The 14,685-nt window shown below is 73.9% G+C and carries 15 protein-coding genes; 10 read left to right on the forward strand and 5 right to left on the reverse strand.

The window, feature by feature from the left end:
• Positions 1–97: 97 nt before the first annotated feature.
• The 3 genes from A2U95_RS06535 (at position 98) to A2U95_RS06545 (ending at position 3,169) form a co-directional block, all read left to right on the forward strand.
• Positions 98–379, forward strand: a complete 282-nt coding sequence (locus A2U95_RS06535; protein ID WP_166021264.1) for a DUF3311 domain-containing protein — start codon at positions 98–100, stop codon at positions 377–379.
• On the forward strand, positions 376–2,001 hold the full coding sequence (gene mctP, locus A2U95_RS06540) for a monocarboxylate uptake permease MctP (protein WP_206282827.1): 1,626 nt from the start codon (positions 376–378) through the stop codon (positions 1,999–2,001). Before A2U95_RS06535 ends, mctP begins: the two co-directional genes overlap by 4 nt.
• A 433-nt stretch (positions 2,002–2,434) precedes the next feature.
• Positions 2,435–3,169 carry a D-Ala-D-Ala carboxypeptidase family metallohydrolase gene (locus A2U95_RS06545; RefSeq protein WP_166021265.1) on the forward strand — a complete coding sequence of 245 codons (735 nt, stop codon included), beginning with the start codon at positions 2,435–2,437 and terminating at the stop codon, positions 3,167–3,169.
• An 85-nt stretch (positions 3,170–3,254) separates the two neighbouring features.
• On the opposite strand, the gene def is transcribed toward A2U95_RS06545, so the two are convergent.
• The 5 genes from def to A2U95_RS06570 all read right to left on the reverse strand — a co-directional run bounded on the left by def (position 3,255) and on the right by A2U95_RS06570 (position 8,150).
• Positions 3,255–3,905, reverse strand: a complete 651-nt coding sequence (gene def, locus A2U95_RS06550; protein ID WP_166021266.1) for a peptide deformylase — start codon at positions 3,903–3,905, stop codon at positions 3,255–3,257.
• An 84-nt stretch (positions 3,906–3,989) separates the two neighbouring features.
• Entirely contained in the window at positions 3,990–4,970 is a 981-nt protein-coding gene (locus A2U95_RS06555; RefSeq protein ID WP_166021267.1) for a tetratricopeptide repeat protein, read from the reverse strand.
• A gap of 94 nt (positions 4,971–5,064) precedes the next feature.
• On the reverse strand, positions 5,065–6,393 hold the full coding sequence (locus tag A2U95_RS06560; protein ID WP_166021268.1) for an HD-GYP domain-containing protein: 1,329 nt from the start codon (positions 6,391–6,393) through the stop codon (positions 5,065–5,067).
• Between the two features lie 142 nt (positions 6,394–6,535).
• The gene (locus A2U95_RS06565; RefSeq protein ID WP_240957219.1) at positions 6,536–7,294 is read right to left on the reverse strand and encodes an alpha/beta hydrolase family protein; all 759 of its coding nucleotides are present in this window, start codon (positions 7,292–7,294) and stop codon (positions 6,536–6,538) included.
• 1 nt (position 7,295) lies between these two features.
• Entirely contained in the window at positions 7,296–8,150 is an 855-nt protein-coding gene (locus A2U95_RS06570; RefSeq protein ID WP_166021269.1) for an SOS response-associated peptidase, read from the reverse strand.
• A gap of 117 nt (positions 8,151–8,267) precedes the next feature.
• Here A2U95_RS06570 and A2U95_RS06575 point away from each other — a divergent pair, with 117 nt between their 5' ends.
• The 7 genes from A2U95_RS06575 to A2U95_RS06605 form a co-directional block, all read left to right on the forward strand.
• Entirely contained in the window at positions 8,268–8,954 is a 687-nt protein-coding gene (locus tag A2U95_RS06575) for a M50 family metallopeptidase (protein WP_166021270.1), read from the forward strand.
• A 135-nt stretch (positions 8,955–9,089) separates the two neighbouring features.
• Positions 9,090–10,439 carry a 3-phosphoshikimate 1-carboxyvinyltransferase gene (gene aroA, locus A2U95_RS06580; protein WP_166021271.1) on the forward strand — a complete coding sequence of 450 codons (1,350 nt, stop codon included), beginning with the start codon at positions 9,090–9,092 and terminating at the stop codon, positions 10,437–10,439.
• A gap of 7 nt (positions 10,440–10,446) precedes the next feature.
• Complete coding sequence (gene rsgA, locus A2U95_RS06585; RefSeq protein ID WP_166021272.1) at positions 10,447–11,457, forward strand: ribosome small subunit-dependent GTPase A; 1,011 nt, start codon at positions 10,447–10,449, stop codon at positions 11,455–11,457.
• Positions 11,458–11,536: 79 nt separating this feature from the next.
• Entirely contained in the window at positions 11,537–11,860 is a 324-nt protein-coding gene (locus tag A2U95_RS06590) for a DMT family transporter (RefSeq protein ID WP_166021273.1), read from the forward strand.
• A gap of 277 nt (positions 11,861–12,137) precedes the next feature.
• Entirely contained in the window at positions 12,138–12,815 is a 678-nt protein-coding gene (locus A2U95_RS06595) for a sigma-70 family RNA polymerase sigma factor (RefSeq protein WP_166021274.1), read from the forward strand.
• Complete coding sequence (rsrA, locus tag A2U95_RS06600; RefSeq protein ID WP_166021275.1) at positions 12,812–13,147, forward strand: mycothiol system anti-sigma-R factor; 336 nt, start codon at positions 12,812–12,814, stop codon at positions 13,145–13,147. Before A2U95_RS06595 ends, rsrA begins: the two co-directional genes overlap by 4 nt.
• Before the next feature lie 146 nt (positions 13,148–13,293).
• The coding region (locus A2U95_RS06605; protein ID WP_166021276.1) for an HD-GYP domain-containing protein at positions 13,294–14,685 on the forward strand (1,392 nt) is incomplete at its 3' end.

Consider the following 14,685-nt stretch of genomic DNA (forward strand, 5'->3'; position numbering starts at 1 on the left):
GGACTTACCGATTCGCAACGCGAACGAGGCTATCCGCCCGCGCACTTCGTCACTTACATTGCCGACGCCAGTCAGCCAGAGGCAATGGAGCTGTTCGATGTCCGAATCATCAGGGGCAGGCGGAGGGGCGGTGACCCCCGTGCGGGTGGTCATCGCGCTGTGCCTGTTCGCGCCCTTCGTGGCGATGCTGTGGGTGGGGTCCTACGCGAAGGTCGAACCGGCCTTCATCGGCATCCCGTTCTTCTACTGGTACCAGATGGCGTGGGTCCTGATCTCCACCGCGCTCACCATGGTCGCCTACGTCCTGTGGCGCCGCGACCAGCGCGCACGCGCCGCCTCCCGCCGCTCCTCCACGAAGGACGGGGGTGCGTCGTCGTGACCGAGGGCGTGAACGTCGTCGCACTGGTCGTCTTCTGCCTCTTCTTCGTCGCCGTCACCGTGATGGGCTTCCTGGCGGCGAGGTGGCGCAGGGCCGCGAACGAGAACTCGCTGGACGAATGGGGCCTGGGCGGCCGCTCGTTCGGCACCTGGATCACCTGGTTCCTGCTCGGTGGCGACCTCTACACCGCGTACACCTTCGTCGCCGTCCCGGCCGCCATCTACGCGGGCGGCGCGGCCGGCTTCTTCGCGGTGCCCTACACCATCCTGGTGTACCCGCTGATCTTCACCTTCCTGCCGCGCCTGTGGTCGGTCTCCCACCGCCACGGCTACGTGACCACCTCGGACTTCGTCCGCGGCCGGTACGGCTCCAAGGGCCTGTCCCTCGCGGTGGCGATCACCGGCATCCTCGCCACGATGCCGTACATCGCGCTCCAGCTCGTCGGCATCCAGGCCGTGCTGGACGTGATGGGCGTCGGCGGCGGGGAGAACACCCACTGGTTCGTCAAGGACCTGCCGCTGCTGATCGCCTTCGGCGTGCTGGCCGCCTACACCTACTCCTCCGGCCTGCGCGCGCCCGCGCTGATCGCGTTCGTCAAGGACACCCTGATCTACGTCGTGATCGCGGTGGCGATCATCTACATCCCGATCAAGCTGGGCGGCTTCGACGCGGTCTTCGAGGCGGCGAGCGGCAAGTTCGAGACCGTCAACCCGGTTACGGAGAAGCCGACCGGCGCCCTGGTGCCGGCCGAGCCCGGCCAGTGGACCTACGCCACCCTGGCGCTCGGCTCCGCGCTCGCGCTGTTCATGTACCCGCACTCGATCACCGCGACGCTCTCCTCCAAGAGCCGTGAGGTCATCCGCCGCAACACCACCATCCTGCCGCTCTACTCGCTGATGCTGGGCCTGCTGGCGCTGCTCGGCTTCATGGCCATCGCGGCCGGCATCAAGGTGGCCAACGGCCAGCTCGCCATCCCGCAGCTCTTCGAGAACATGTTCCCGAGCTGGTTCGCGGGCGTCGCCTTCGCCGCCATCGGCATCGGCGCGCTGGTCCCGGCGGCGATCATGTCCATCGCCGCGGCCAACCTGTTCACCCGGAACATCTACAAGGACTTCCTGAAGCCGGACGCCACGCCGGAGCAGGAGACCAAGGTCTCGAAGATCGTCTCCCTGCTGGTGAAGGTCGGCGCGCTGGTCTTCGTCCTCGGCATGGACAAGACGGTCGCGATCAACTTCCAGCTGCTGGGCGGCATCTGGATCCTGCAGACCTTCCCGGCCCTGGTCGGCGGCCTGTTCACCCGCTGGTTCCACCGCTGGGCCCTGATCGCCGGCTGGGCGGTCGGCATGATCTACGGCACCTACCAGGCGTACCAGGTCTCCTCCCCGACCCAGAAGCACTTCGGCGGCTCCTCCGCCGAGATGCCGCTGATCGGCGAGATCGGCTACATCGGCCTCACCGCCGTCGTCCTGAACGTGCTCGTCACGGTGGTCCTCACCTTCGTCCTGCGCGCCGCCAAGGCCCCGGAGGGCGTCGACGAGACCAGCCCGTCGGACTACACCGCCGACTCCGGCGACCCGGGCGTCGACCCGGAGCTCCCGCCGGTCACCGCCGCCACGCACTGACGCCGGCGGCCCACCGGTTCCGGTTCCGCGGCCCCGCGCACCCAGGTGCGAGGGGCCGCGGCGCGTGCGCGCCTCCCGGCACCCGGACCCGGACCCGTCCGCGGACTCCGGCACGCCGGACGGACGGACACCACCGTCGGCCCCGCGCGGGTCCCGCACCGCGCGGGTCCCGCCCCGCGCGGGTCCCGCACCGCGGCGGGAACCCGCTTCCCGGCGTCGCCGGATCCCCGCCGCCGGTCCCCGGGCCGGCGATCCGGACGCCTGGCGCACCGGAAACTCCCGGGGCGTCCGGAGCGTCCGGTTCCGCCACCGGAACGCCGCAGATCCTTCGCCGCGGACGGTGTTGACGCGCGTAGCCCGTCGGCCCCACCCTGGCAGCGGCGCCCCGGCAACCCCCGGCGCCGTCCCACCGATCGACGGTCAGGAGGCCGGAATGATCAGACGCATGACCCGCGCGCTCGTCAGTTTTGTCATGATCCTGGCAGGTGCAGTGGTCGGCGTGGGTGCCACCGCCGGCACCGCGCACGCCGACGAGTGCTACACCTGGAGCCGCACCCTCTCCGAGGGAGCCTCCGGCGCCGACGTGACCCAGCTGCAGATCCGGGTCGCGGGCTGGGTGACCTCCGGCGAACGGCTCTCCTACGACGGCGTGTACGGCGCCCGCACCAAGGCCGCCGTCGCCAAGTTCCAGGCGGCCTACGGCCTCGGCGCGGACGGCGTCGCCGGCCCGGCCACCTTCAGCAAGATCTACGCGCTGCAGGACGCCGACTGCACGCCGGTCCACTTCACGTACGCCGAGATGAACAAGTGCAACTCGGACTGGTCGGGCGGCTCGGTCCCGGCGGCCACCGCCAAGTCCAACGCGCTGAAGACCATGTGGAAGCTGGAGGCGATGCGGCACGCGCTGGGCGACGTGCCGATCACCGTCTCCAGCGGCTTCCGTTCCCTGTCCTGCAACAGTGCGGTGGGCGGGGCCTCGGGCAGCCGCCACACGTACGGTGACGCCGCCGACCTGACCGGCTCGCCGAGCTTCTGCCGCCTCGCGCAGCAGGCGCGCACCCACGGCTTCTCGGAGATCCTCGGCCCGGGCTACCCCGGCCACAACGACCACACCCACGTGGCCCACGACCCGTCGCCGTTCTGGGACGCCCCGAACTGCGGCATCTGATCCCGCCGGGGACGGCGGACGCACCGCGCACGGAAGGCCGGGCTCCTGGGAGCCCGGCCTTCTGCGCGCGCGTGCGGGGAACGGATCAGTCGTTCGGCACCACCGGGTAGCGGGGCTCGTTCTCCTCCATCTGCTTCAGCGCGTTCCTGCGCTCGCGCTTGGAGAGGCGGTCGATGTACAGGTAGCCGTACAGGTGGTCCGTCTCGTGCTGGAGGCAGCGGGCGAAGTAGCCGGTGCCGCGCACCTTGATCGGGTTGCCGTACTCGTCCTGGCCGGTGACCTCGGCGTGGTCGGGGCGGGCCAGCGGGGCGTAGGCGGTCGGCACCGAGAGGCAGCCCTCGTTGCTGTCGTCGAGGATCCGGCGGTCGGCGGGCAGCTCCACCAGCTTCGGGTTGCACACCACGCCGACGTGGCGGGCGCCCTCGTCGTCCGGGCAGTCGTAGACGAAGACCTTCAGGTCGACACCGATCTGGTTGGCGGCCAGGCCCACGCCCTCGGCGGTGCGCTGGCTGGCGAACATGTCGTCGACCAGCTTGCGCAGCTCGTCGTCGAACTCGGTGACGTCCCGGCACTCCTTGTGCAGGACGGGGTTGCCGACGACCGTGATGGGCCGCGAGGTGCCGCGCTCGCGGTACGCGGTCTCGCGCTCCTCGCAGTCCCGGGTGTCGATGACGTAACCCTCGTCGTCCACGGGGAGCACGCCCGCGTGCTGCTGATCGGTCTCCTGCTGCGCCATGCCCGACGTACGCCTTCCTCAGTGTCCACGTCCCTGACAACCGCATAGCCTACGGGGCGGGGCGCTCCCGCGGTCCCGCGGCCGTCAGCAGACCTCCTCGAGGTCCCGCCAGTCCCGGGAGTCCGGGCTGTCGGCCACCCAGCCGTCCAGCAGTCCGCGCACCAGCGGCGCCGGGGCGGCCACCCCGCACTCGCGTTCCGGCACCCACAGCTGCCCGTCGGTGCGGTGCCCGAGCGGGCCGGGCTGGCCGGGCTCGCTGTGGTCGTGCGGGTCCAGGTGCTCGCCGTCGCCCTCGACGGCCGCCATCCGCGACTCCGAGCACATCCGGCACAGCAGCCGCACCGAGGACGACCAGTCCTCGGCCGCGAATCCGGCGTCGGCGGCGAGCGCCTCCAGCGCGTCCCGGTCCTCCTCCGAGGCGGCCTCCAGGAGCACCACCCAGGTCGGCACCGGGGACGGCGCCCAGAGCTCGATCTCGTCGAAGACCGGGAAGCTGTGTCCGGTGGCGGTGGTCCGCTCGCCGTGCGGCACGCCGTCGTGGAGGACGACCTCGCCCCAGCGGCGGCCGGAGGACGGCAGCGGGATGGAGAGCACCTCGATCCGCGCCGGGTCCAGGCGGCGTCCCCAGACCACCTCGGCCTCCCCCTCCGGGGAGAGCCGGACGGCCGCGCTGCCCAGGTCCATCCCGGCGGGCGGACCGGAGGCGGCGGCGCCGCCCGGCACCCGCAGCCCGTACTCCTGCCAGGCGCGGCGGGCCAGCGGCCAGTCCTGGAGGGCGGTCGCGGCGATGCCGACGTTCCACCAGTCGGGGGCCCCGGTGTCCCGGTCCAGCAACGCCACCGCGCGCAGCCCGGCGGCGCGGGCCTGCTCCCAGTCGTGCCGGAACTTGTGCAGCAGGGCCAGGTTGAACCAGGACTCGGACAGCCAGGGCTCCAGGTCGGCGGCGCGCGTCAGGAGCGCGCCCGCGTCCTCGTACCGGCCGTCCCCGATCAGCGTGAACGCGCGGTCCGTGGCCTGCCGCCAGGAGGCGGAGGGCCGGTGCCGTCCCTTGCCGAAGATCCTCACGATTCCCGCCTGCCAGTTCTGTGGAGCGGACCTGTCCCTGCCCCCGTGGGCCCGCTCTCCCGCATCCAACCACGGACGGTCGGACGGTCGCTCATTACCCATGGGTTACCCAGCCCGGGCCCGCCTCAGACCGGGCGGTTGCGCGCACCGCCGAGGCGCCCGGCCCGGGCGCCTCGGCGCCCGCGGGACCACGGAGCAGAACCCTGGCCAGCGACTCGACCACGTCGGGGGCGTAGGTGCCCGCGGTGCCGAGGCGGAGCTCCTCCAGGGCGCGCAGGCGGGCGCCGGCGCCGGGGGCGCGCTGGGCCATCTCCTCGTAGGCGTTGGCGGCCCGGACGATGCGCGCCGCCGGCGGCTGCCGGGTCCAGGGCTCGGCCAGGGACTCCACGACGGCGGCCACCCGGGGATCGACGCCCGTCTGACGGACGACGGCGCCGCCGAGAAGGGCCGTCCGCCGCTGTTCCGCGGCGGACAGCCGGGCGGTGGCGCCGTCCGGCACCGGGTCGACGAGGGCCAGCTGGCCGATGTCGTGCATCAGCGCCGCGTACTCCAGCACGGTGAGGTCCGAGCCGGTCATGCCCATGTCGCGGCCCACCGCCAGGCTCAGCGCGGCCACCCGGTGGGCGTGGCCCTGCGGGGTGTACCCGGCGACCTCGGTGGCCCGGGCCAGGGAGGCGATGGTCTGCCGGTAGGTCGCCCGGACGGCGGCGTACCGGCGGAAGGCCAGGTGGACGAGGAGCAGCGGGACGCAGAACACCGGCAGCGCGTACAGCCCGACGGTGTCCACCGCGAAGGCGATCACCGTGCCGGAGGAGCCGGTGACCGAGCTCATCCGGGTGGTCCCGCGCAGTTCCTCCCGCAGCAGCGGTCCGAAGGCCCGCCCGGTGCGGGAGTGCCCGAGGACGGCGCCGACCACCGAGTCGCACAGCGCGGACAGCAGCAGGACGGCGATCACCAGCAGGACGTGCGCCGGGCCGGGTCCGGGCGCGTCGGGGGCCGGGGCGGCCAGGGGGCGGCAGCAGACGGCGATGAAGCCGACGGCGAGCACCCGGCGGGCCAGGTGCTCGCCGGTCGTCCGGTCGCCGGGCCGGGGACGGGCGATGTGCGGGATCCGGCCGGCCAGGGTGGCCGCGGCGACCACGGCGACCACCTGGGCGACGGAGGCGGGCGCGAGCAGCGCGTAGGCCAGGGCGCCGGCGGCGCCGACCGGGCTGGGGTCGCGTTCCTCGCACAGGCGGTCGGGCAGCCGCAGCAGCTCGCCGAAGGCGATGAACGCGAAGAAGACGAAGGCGCCCTCCCGGCCGGCGAAGCCGTGCCAGAGGGTGTCGCCGAGCGAGACGGACGCGAGCAGCGCGGCGGCCGCGTACACCGCCGCGCGGAGCGCCGGCCCGGGGTGCGGGACGGCCCGCCGGCGGGGGGTCACGGGGCGGCCCCTTCGCCGGGCGCGGAGGCGCGGGCGCCGGGGGCGCGGGCCCGGCGGTCCGGCCGCCCGCGGGACGCGGTGGACCGGGCGGGCGGGCCCGCCGGGCGCGGCGGCCGGGGTGCGCGGGCCGGCGGGAGCCGCGTCAGGCCAGGGTGGAGATCCAGCCGGTGACGGCGTCGGTGATGATCCGCACCGCGTCGTCCTGGGAGAGCGGCGCCCGCTTCGGGACCGCGAAGCCGTGGTCGGCGTGCGGCACCACCGCGCCGGGGCGCAGCCCCTCGGGGAACTCCTCCGGGCGGCCGAACGGGTCCTTCGCCCCCTGCACCACCAGCAGCGGCACGGAGACGCCCGACAGCTCCTCGGCCCGCGACCGCTCCGGGCGCCCCGGCGGGTGCAGCGGAAAACCGAGCGCCAGCACGCCCGCCGCGCCGAGCTCCCCGGCGGTCCGGCACGCCACCCGCGCCCCCGCGCTGCGGCCGCCGGAGACCACCGGCAGTCCGGACCGGGCCACCGCCGGCCAGATCCCGCGCCACCCCTCGTCCAGCGTCCGGGGCGCCGGGGCCACCTTCTTCCCCGCCACCCGCCACGGCTGCTCCACCAGCGCCACGCTCACGCCGTGCTCCGGCAGCACCGCCGCCAGCGCCCGCAGGTCCCGCGCCTCGACGCCGCCGCCCGCGCCGTGGCCCACGGCCAGCACCAGCCGGGCGTCACGCGCCCGCCGCCAGGTGATCCGGGCCTCCCCGGCCCCGGTCGGCACCCGTTCCACCTCGGAGCCCGCCGCGGCGCCGCCCGCGCCGGAACCCGTCCCGGAGGTCGCGTCGGGGTTCACGTCCAAACCCGTGCCGGAGGCCGGGCCGGAGTCCGCGTCGGGGCCCGTGACGGAAGTCGTGCAGGAGGTCATGTCAGAAGAGTGTGCCCTCTTCCGGCCCCGCCAGTTCCTTCAGCAGCTCCGGCCCGTTGTTGCGGACGTTGCTGACGGCCGTGGAGACCGGGTAGGCCCGCATCAGGCCGCCCGGCGGCGGAGCCAGCAGGCCGCGCAGCCGGTCCGGGTCGTCCTGGCGCGGGTCGAGCCAGGCGTCCCAGCGGTCCGGCGTCAGCATCAGCGGCATCCGCGGGTGGATGTCCGCCAGCGCCCCCGGCCCTTCGGCGGGGGCGCCGGCGAGCGGCGAGGTCTCCGCCTCGGTGGTGATCACCGAGCAGGTCGCCCACCACGCCTGCGGGTGGTCGTCCGGCAGGGTGCGGTCGCGCCAGAACTCGTAGAGCCCGGCCATCGCGAGGACCGAGCCGTCGGCCGGGGTGACGAAGTACGGCTGCTTGCGGGGCCGCTTCCGCCTCCCCTCGACCTCCAGGTCCCGCTCCTCCTTGCCGGTGACCCACTCGTAGTAGCCGTCGGCGGGGAGGATGCAGCGGCGGGCGGCGAACGCCCGGCGGTAGGACGGCTTCTCGTGCACGGTCTCGGCCCGCGCGTTGATCATGCGCGCCGCGCCCTCCGGGGACTTGGCCCAGCCCGGCACCAGCCCCCACCTCAGGCGGCGGAGCTGCCGCACCGGGCGGGGGTCGCCGGTCCCCTTGAGCGGGCGGTCGAGGACGACGAACACCTCCTTGGTGGGGGCGACGTTGTAGTCCGGGGCGAAGGACTCCTCCGGTCCGCCGCCCGGCGTGCCGGGGGCGGGGCGAAGCGGGGGGATCCCGGCCTCGACGCCGAAGACGTCCGCGAGGTCCTCCGGAGCCCGCGTGGATGCATACCGTCCGCACATACGTGCCACACTGCCAGGCCCGGCCCCGGTCGGGCCACCGGCTCCCGGACTCCGGCGCGCGCGGCGCGCCCCGCGGACGGCACCGGTGACGCGAGCGACACGAAGGAGAGCAACGCGATGGACCAGGTCCTCGGCCGCCAGCCCGACCCCGACCTGTGGGTGGTGGTCGCCACCGCCGCGGCCGCGCTGGCCGTGGTGCTGCCGTCCGCGGTGTGGCGGGTGGCCCGCAACGCCGTCACCATCGCGCACGAGGGCGGCCACGCCCTGGTCGCCCTGCTCACCGGCCGCACCCTCACCGGCATACGGCTGCACTCCGACACCAGTGGCCTCACCGTCAGCCGGGGCAAGCCCCGCGGGCTCGGCATGGTGCTCACCGCGCTGGCCGGCTACACCGCTCCGCCGCTGCTCGGCCTGGGCGGCGCGGCCCTGCTCTCCGAGGGCCGCGTCACCCTGCTGCTGTGGCTGGCCACCGCGCTGCTGCTGGCCATGCTGGTGATGATCCGCAACGTCCACGGCGTGATCACGGTGCTGCTCACCGGGGCGCTGTTCCTGCTCGTGTCCTGGCGGGCCGGCCCGCAGGTGCAGGCGGCGTTCGCCTACGCGGTGGTCTGGTTCCTCCTGCTGGGCGGCGTCCGTCCGGGTTTCGAGCTCCAGCGGGAGCGGCGCAGGAACCCCGCCGGCGCCTCGGACGCGGACCAGCTCGCCCACCTCACCGGCACCCCGCCGGCGCTCTGGCTCTTCTTCTTCCACGTGGTCTCGCTGTGCTGCCTGATGGGCGGCGCGCGCTGGCTGCTCGGCCTCTGACCGCTTCCGGGCGGCCCCCGTCTCGGACTGTGAGCCGCCGCGGTACGGAAACCCGCTACCACAGACCCGTTTCGGCGATATTTCCGCGATTTTGATCAGGAATCTCCCTCGCGGCCAGCCACTAGAGTGGGCCGTATGACCGTTCACTCCGCGCAGCAGACCGATCTCTGGCCCGCCCCCACCGCGAGCGGGCCCGTCGACGCGACGGTCCACGTGCCGGGATCGAAATCGGTCACCAACCGCGCGCTGGTGCTGGCCGCCCTGGCCTCCGAGCCGGGCTGGATCCGGCGCCCGCTGCGCTCCCGCGACACCCTGCTGATGGCCGAGGCGCTGCGCGCGCTCGGCGTCGGCATCGAGGAGACCGTCTCCTCCAGCTCCGCCGTCACCTCCGGCGGCGAGAGGGCCGGCGAGGCCTGGCGCGTCATCCCCGCGCCGCCGGCCGGCCCGGCCACGGTCGACGTGGGCAACGCGGGCACGGTGATGCGCTTCCTGCCGCCCGTCGCCGCCCTCGCCTCCGGCCCGGTCCGCTTCGACGGCGACCCCCGTTCCCACGAGCGGCCGCTGCACGGCGTGATCGACGCCCTGCGCGCCCTCGGAGCCCGGATCGACGACGAGGGACGCGGGGCCCTCCCGCTCACCGTGCACGGCAGCGGCGCCCTGGACGGCGGGCCGGTCGACGTGGACGCCTCCTCGTCCTCCCAGTTCGTCTCCGCCCTGCTGCTCTCCGGCGCCCGCTTCAACCAGGGCGTGGAGGTCCGGCACACCGGCGCCACCCTGCCCTCGCTGCCGCACATCCATATGACCGTGGACATGCTCCGCGCGGCGGGCGCCCAGGTCGACACCCCCGAGTCCGGCGGCGAGGCCGACGTCTGGCGGGTGACGCCCGGCGCCCTGCTCGGCCGCGACCTGACCGTCGAGCCCGACCTGTCCAACGCCCAGCCGTTCCTGGCCGCCGCCCTGGTGACCGGCGGACGGGTGATCGTCCCGGACTGGCCCGAGCGCACCACCCAGCCCGGTGACCGGCTGCGTGAGATCTTCACCCGGATGGGCGGATCCTGCGAGCTGAAGGAGTACGGCCTGGAGTTCACCGGCTCCGGCAGGATCCACGGCATCGACGTGGACCTCTCCGAGGTGGGCGAGCTCACCCCCGGCATCGCCGCGGTCGCCGCCCTCGCCGACTCGCCGTCCACCCTGCGCGGCGTGGCCCACCTGCGGCTCCACGAGACCGACCGGCTGGCCGCGCTCACCAAGGAGATCAACGCCCTCGGCGGCGACGTCACCGAGACCGCCGACGGCCTGCACATCCGTCCCCGCGCGCTGCGCGGCGGCGTCTTCCACACCTACGACGACCACCGGATGGCCACCGCCGGCGCGATCATCGGCCTCGCCGTGGAAGGGGTGGAGATCGAGAACGTGGGAACCACCGCGAAGACCCTGCCCGACTTCACGCAACTCTGGACGGGGATGCTCGAGGACCGGCGGTAGGAAGACCATGCGTCGCTACGGCAAGCACACCGACGAGGACGACATCCGCAGCCGCCCCAACCGCAAGGGCAACCGGCCGCGCACCCACATCCGGCCCAAGCACGAGGACGCGGCCGAGGGACTGGTCCTCACCGTCGACCGCGGACGGCTGACCTGTCTGGTCGAGGACCGGACGGTGACCGCCATGAAGGCCCGCGAGCTGGGCCGCAAGGCCGCGGTGGTCGGGGACCGGGTGGCCCTGGTCGGTGACCTGTCGGGCACGAAGGACACGCTGGCGCGGATCGTCCGCATCGAGCAGCGCTCCTCGGTGCTGCGCCGGACGGCGGACGACGACGACCCCTACGAGCGGGTGGTCGTCGCCAACGCCGACCAGCTCGCCATCGTCACCGCCCTCGCCGACCCCGAGCCGAGGCCGCGGCTGATCGACCGCTGCCTGGTCGCCGCCTTCGACGGCGGGCTGACGCCGCTGCTGGTGCTCACCAAGTCCGACCTGGCCCCGCCGGACGGGCTGCTGGAGCTCTACGGCGCGCTGGACATCCCGTACGTGGTCACCAGCCGCGAGGAACTGGAGACCGGCGGCGCGGCCGACCGGGTGCGCGAGCACCTGGCGGGCAAGGTCACCGCCTTCGTCGGGCACTCCGGCGTCGGCAAGACCACCCTGGTCAACGCGCTGGTGCCCGAGGAGCGGCGGCGGATCACCGGACACGTGAACGCGGTCACCGGGCGCGGCCGGCACACCACCACCTCCGCGCTGGCCCTGCCGCTGGAGAACGCCGGGGGCTGGGTCGTCGACACGCCCGGCGTGCGGTCGTTCGGTCTCGCCCACATCGACCCCTCCCGGGTCATCCACGCCTTCCCCGACCTGGAGGCCGGCACCGCCGACTGCCCGCGCGCCTGCAGCCACGACGAACCCGACTGCGCACTCGACCGGTGGGTGGCCGACGGCCACGCCGACCCCGCGCGTCTCTACTCGCTGCGGCGGCTGCTGTCGACGCGCGAGCGACACGAGGGGGACTGACCGGACAAGCCGGGCATAATCACATCAACCGGTCCGGATCGAGCGGTCACGGAGCGTGATTGATGCGGAGGACACCCCCATGGCGTGGCTGCTGGTCGTGGTCGCCGGACTGCTCGAGACCGGCTTCGCGGTCTGTCTCAAGCTCTCGAACGGGTTCACCCGGCTCTATCCGACGATGGCGTTCTGCGCCTTCGCGCTGGGCAGCTTCGCGCTCCTGACGCTCGCGCTCAAGAAACTGGACGTCGGACCGGCCTACGCGGTCTGGACCGGCATCGGGGCGGCCGGGACGGCCGTCTACGGGATGGTCTTCATGGGCGACGTGGTCTCCGTGCTGAAGATCGTCTCGATCAGCCTGGTCATCGTCGGCGTGATCGGACTGCAGCTCACCGGGTCCGTGCACTAGGGGCCACGGGCCGCGCCGCCGGCCCCGGGGGCGGCGGCGCGGCCCGCGCGGGGCGGGAATGCGGCGGTGGGGCGTGGGGTTGAAGGGGGAGAACAACACGTTCTGACCAGTCGTCCCGGGAGGAATCCGCCGCATGGGATCCGTTGCGTGCCCCAGTCGCCGCGCCACCGAACTCGAGTGGTCGGTGCTTCCCTCGACCCGCACCGGTGCCGCCCGGCGGGCGGCGGGAGGGCAACGTCGTCTATCCTCCGATTCGAGTGGCACGTCGCTGGAGGAGGTGGGTCCGGTCACCGGGACCGACGCGGAGCAGCCCGCGGGCGCCGAGGGCGCCGAGGGCAGGCGGACGACCGAGACGACCGAGGAGCGCAGCGCCCGGTTCGAGCGGGACGCGCTGGAGTTCCTCGACCAGATGTACTCGGCCGCGCTGCGCATGACGCGCAACCCGGCCGACGCCGAGGACCTGGTGCAGGAGACCTACGCCAAGGCGTACGCGTCCTTCCACCAGTTCCGTGAGGGCACCAACCTCAAGGCGTGGCTCTACCGGATCCTCACCAACACGTTCATCAACTCGTACCGCAAGAAGCAGCGGGAGCCGCAGCGCAGCGCCGCCGAGGACATCGAGGACTGGCAGCTCGCCCGCGCCGAGTCGCACATGTCGACCGGTCTGCGGTCCGCCGAGTCCCAGGCGCTGGACCACCTGCCGGACTCCGACGTGAAGTCGGCGCTGCAGGCCATCCCCGAGGAGTTCCGGATCGCCGTCTACCTGGCGGACGTCGAGGGGTTTGCCTACAAGGAGATCGCGGACATCATGGGGACACCCATCGGTACGGTGATGTCCCGGCTGCACCGGGGCCGCCGTCAGCTGCGCGGCATGCTCGAGGACTACGCCCGGGACCGCGGGCTGGTACCCGCCGGCGCCGGAGAGTCGAACGAAGCGAAAGGCTCGGGCTCATGAGCTGTGGAGAGCCGCACGAGACGGACTGCGCCGAGATCCTCGACCATCTCTACGAGTTCCTCGACCGTGAGATGCCGGACTCGGCCTGCACGAAGTTCGAGGAGCACTTCGAGGAGTGCTCGCCCTGCCTGGAGAAGTACGGCCTCGAGCAGGCCGTGAAGAAGCTGGTCAAGCGCTGCTGCGGTCATGACGACGTGCCCGCCGACCTGCGCGCCAAGGTGATGGGCCGCATCGAGCTGATCCGCTCGGGCGAGACCGGGCACGGGACCGTCGCGTCCGGCGCGGAGCAGCAGGGCGCGTCGGTGACGCCCGCGTCATCCGGCGACTCCTGAGCTTTCACCCGTACGTGCTAATCCGCGGGTCATAGGCCCGCGGATTCACCTATCAGGCTCCCCGTACCCCGTTCGGCCGCTCTACCCTCCGGAACAGAGCAGGCACGACCCGGACCGCCCCGGTCCGGGCCGGGGGAGGGGACGCCATGGGGTCTGTTCCGGCGGCATCCGTTCCGGCCGGAGCGCGCGTCTGCGCGGCCGCCGCCGTCGTCGCCGCGGGCGCCTGTCTCGCGTCCCTCCCGGACCTGCGCACGCCGTGGTGGGCGCTGCTCCTGCTCGCCGCGGTCTACGCGGCCTGCGGGCTGGCGGGGCGCAGGGCCGGGGTCGACGCCTTCTACCCGGTGCTGCTCGCCGCCGCCTTCCTGCTCCCGCCGCCCGCCGCCGCCCTGGTCGCCGTGCCGGGCACCCTCCTCGCCCCGGTCGCCGACCCGCCGCGGCCGCTGCGCCGCGTCTGGCGGACCGCCTCCCTGTGCCTGTCCGTGCACGCCACCGCCTGGACGTACTGGGTGCTCGGCGGCCGGGACGCCGTGGTCGCCGCCGACCTGCCGCGGGCGCTGCTCGCCGCCGCCGTCGCCGTCCCCGTGTTCTGCCTGGCCGCCGCGCTGCTGGACGGCGGGATGAGGGTCCTCGCCGACCGGGTGCCCGCGCGTGCCGCCTGGCGGCGCCAGTTCGTCCCCTCGCTGCCACCGATGGCGGTGCACGGGCTGGCCGGGGTGATGATGGCGGTCCTCTGGCGCTCCCCGCACGGCCCGGCCGCCGCCCTGCTGGTGCTGCTGCCGATGTACGCCACCTGGTGGGTGTTCGCCCAGTCCGACCAGGAGCGCACCGCCCACCGCTCCACGGTCCGCGCGCTGGTGCGGGCCGTCGACCTCAAGGACGGCTACACCCGCGGCCACAGCGAGCGGGTCGGCCAGGCCTCGGTCATGATCGCCCGCGAACTCGGCATGGACGACGAACGGGTCGAGGTCATCCGCTTCGCGGGCATCCTGCACGACGTCGGGAAGATCGGCGTCCCCACCAGGATCCTCCGCAAGGACGGGCCGCTGACCCCGCCGGAGCGCCGGGCCATCGAACTGCACCCCGAGTACGGACACGAGATGACCCGCGGCATCGGCTTCCTGGAGGAGGCCCGCGCCGCCATCCTCCACCACCACGAACGGCTCGACGGCAGCGGCTACCCGTACGGGCTGTCGGGGACCCAGATCCCCGAGTGCGCACGGGTCGTCGCCGTCGCCGACGCCTTCGACGCGATGACCTCCACCCGCTCCTACCGCCGCGCCCGGCCCGTCGGCGCCGCCCTCGAGGAACTCGCCCGCTGCGCCGGCACCCAGTTCGACCCCCGCATGGTCACCGCCCTCACCCGCGCGCTGTCCCGCCACGGCTGGCACCCCGTGGTCACCTCCGACGGACCCGTCCCGCAGGCCGCCGCGCCCGCCGGGCCGCCGGGAGCGGAGGAACCCGGGGCCGGCGGCGAACCCGCCGTCCCGCCCGGCGGCGGCGACGCGCCCGCCGGGCCCACCGTCCCGGCCGGGGGGTCC

This window comes from Streptomyces chilikensis, assembly GCF_001642695.1.
In the GTDB taxonomy this organism is placed as follows: domain Bacteria; phylum Actinomycetota; class Actinomycetes; order Streptomycetales; family Streptomycetaceae; genus Streptomyces; species Streptomyces chilikensis.

What these genes read in the sequence shown, in the direction of transcription:
- A2U95_RS06535 (WP_166021264.1), top strand. Translation starts at nt 98, where the DNA reads ATGTCCGAATCATCAGGGGCAGGCGGAGGGGCGGTGACCCCCGTGCGG.
- A2U95_RS06545 (WP_166021265.1), top strand. Translation starts at nt 2,435, where the DNA reads ATGATCAGACGCATGACCCGCGCGCTCGTCAGTTTTGTCATGATCCTG.
- def (WP_166021266.1), bottom strand. Translation starts at nt 3,905, where the DNA reads ATGGCGCAGCAGGAGACCGATCAGCAGCACGCGGGCGTGCTCCCCGTG.
- A2U95_RS06565 (WP_240957219.1), bottom strand. Translation starts at nt 7,294, where the DNA reads ATGACCTCCTGCACGACTTCCGTCACGGGCCCCGACGCGGACTCCGGC.
- A2U95_RS06570 (WP_166021269.1), bottom strand. Translation starts at nt 8,150, where the DNA reads ATGTGCGGACGGTATGCATCCACGCGGGCTCCGGAGGACCTCGCGGAC.
- A2U95_RS06575 (WP_166021270.1), top strand. Translation starts at nt 8,268, where the DNA reads ATGGACCAGGTCCTCGGCCGCCAGCCCGACCCCGACCTGTGGGTGGTG.
- aroA (WP_166021271.1), top strand. Translation starts at nt 9,090, where the DNA reads ATGACCGTTCACTCCGCGCAGCAGACCGATCTCTGGCCCGCCCCCACC.
- rsgA (WP_166021272.1), top strand. Translation starts at nt 10,447, where the DNA reads ATGCGTCGCTACGGCAAGCACACCGACGAGGACGACATCCGCAGCCGC.
- A2U95_RS06590 (WP_166021273.1), top strand. Translation starts at nt 11,537, where the DNA reads ATGGCGTGGCTGCTGGTCGTGGTCGCCGGACTGCTCGAGACCGGCTTC.
- rsrA (WP_166021275.1), top strand. Translation starts at nt 12,812, where the DNA reads ATGAGCTGTGGAGAGCCGCACGAGACGGACTGCGCCGAGATCCTCGAC.